The following is a 1,786-nucleotide window of genomic DNA, read 5'->3' on the forward strand; positions in this document are numbered from 1 at the left end:
CCATTGAATGAGACAGGGGAATGAAAAACCTGAAACCTTAAAGTGAAAGCGAAAAGCTGACACAGTTTAATTTACGCTCCCTGTCTTTGTATCTCTGTGTTCATTAATTATTTTTATTCAACTCGTTTATAAATCATTCTTTTTATGTAAGTTTCTCCTATAAATGTCTCCGTTAGCCTTGTGTGGGGTTTCCACCCACAAGGCTAACGGTCTGTCTGAGCACACTTTCCTTAGTCTTCCTTTTGTGGAACACTTCTTTGATATTCGTATTATACCTTTATCGCTTGGTAAGCGAGTTTCTCCTGCAAGTTTTGCATCCTTGTTTTACATGGATACATTAACTTATGCTTGTGTTCTTAAGGTTCTTTCGAACGAGTATTCTTGGCCAATTTGCAAACGAGGTCATTGCTGCCATCACAAACTTACACGGCCTTTTCGCTATATCACATTATTTCTCAAGAGACAAGATTATTTAACCGCTCCATTTCCTTTTGGTGATATTTTATTTTCGCCTCTATTTTGTCTTTATCAAATACAGGAATTAATGCTGGATTGTAGACTTGTTTATGTGTGAGCACATGCCAAATAATCACCGTTATCTTTCTTGCAATAGCCACCAAGGCCTTTTTTCTCGATTTTCTTATCGCCAGTCTATTATGTTTCTCCATAAAGTAAGAACCCTTTGTTCGGCTTGCTGCCCATGCAACTTGCACAATGATGGAGCGGAAGTATTTGTTTCCTTTGGTAGTCGCTCTACTTTTATATTTGCCTGCACTTTCATCGTTTCGTGGACGTAATCCCGTCCAGCCTGCAAACTTGCTGCTACTTTCAAAAGATTCCATATTCGCTCCACTTTCGGCTAATATAATAATAGCAGAAAGGGTACTCACCCCAGGTAGGGTATTGAGTAAACGGATCTGCTCAGCATAATGAAGCTCTACCAAAGAGTTCATCTTCTCCAGACAACGTGCAACTTGGTTTTCTATCAGCTCATATTCTTCATAGAGCAACTCAAGATTGAAACGATGATGAGAGGTTATGAAGCCTTCCAAGGATTGGCGCACTTTCTCTTTATGTGTATTGCGTATCCTTCCATGAATGAGTTTTTCTAATTCAACAGCATCTTCCACACCATCAATAATAGATTTAACAACGCGACGAATGCTTTTTCCAGAAATATTGCTTACAAGGCTGGTAATTCGGATGTTCATCATCTCCAGATTGCGCTCCATCTCAGAGAGAATGGAAGTGATCTTACTTTGCAATTTTGTATACTTACGAGTATAACAACGCAATTCACGGATAAGTATGCTAGGCACTAAACTACTCCGTAAAAGCCCTTTGTGCAACAACGTGGCAATCCATTGGGCATCTTTAACATCGCTCTTACGACCAGGCATTTGCTTGATCAAATAAGGATTGACAAGCAATAAGTCAAAGCCCATGGACTCCAGTATATTCCAAACAGGAATCCAATAGATACCAGTACTCTCCATGGCTATTTGAGTAATACCCTCAGAAAGAAGTTTCTCTCCCATTTCAAATAAGCTAGCAGTCAACGTTGAATAAACAATAACATCTTCATGGCTATGGCCATTGTAGATACCACAAAATACACTATCTTTATGAACATCAAGTCCGCAGGTTTTCATAGGCTTATGGGTTTTAGTACAACACTAAGATACTGAAAACAGTGGACTTGATAATCTATCTGAAAAAATAATAGGCAGGAAAAGACACATTTTTATACGCTTGTGTGAAATATGAAAATTATCATGTACATTTG

1 protein-coding gene is annotated in these 1,786 nt (G+C 38.5%); it reads right to left on the reverse strand.

All coding sequences use genetic code 11. The features are described from left to right. Positions 1-455: 455 nt before the first annotated feature. Positions 456-1,652 carry an IS110 family transposase gene (locus tag D0T60_RS18375; RefSeq protein ID WP_163219924.1) on the reverse strand — a complete coding sequence of 399 codons (1,197 nt, stop codon included), beginning with the start codon at positions 1,650-1,652 and terminating at the stop codon, positions 456-458. Positions 1,653-1,786: the final 134 nt, after the last annotated feature.

This window comes from Bacteroides sp. 224, assembly GCF_010500995.1.
Classification (GTDB): Bacteria; Bacteroidota; Bacteroidia; order Bacteroidales; family Bacteroidaceae; genus Bacteroides.

What these genes read in the sequence shown, in the direction of transcription:
- D0T60_RS18375 (WP_163219924.1), bottom strand. Translation starts at nt 1,652, where the DNA reads ATGAAAACCTGCGGACTTGATGTTCATAAAGATAGTGTATTTTGTGGT.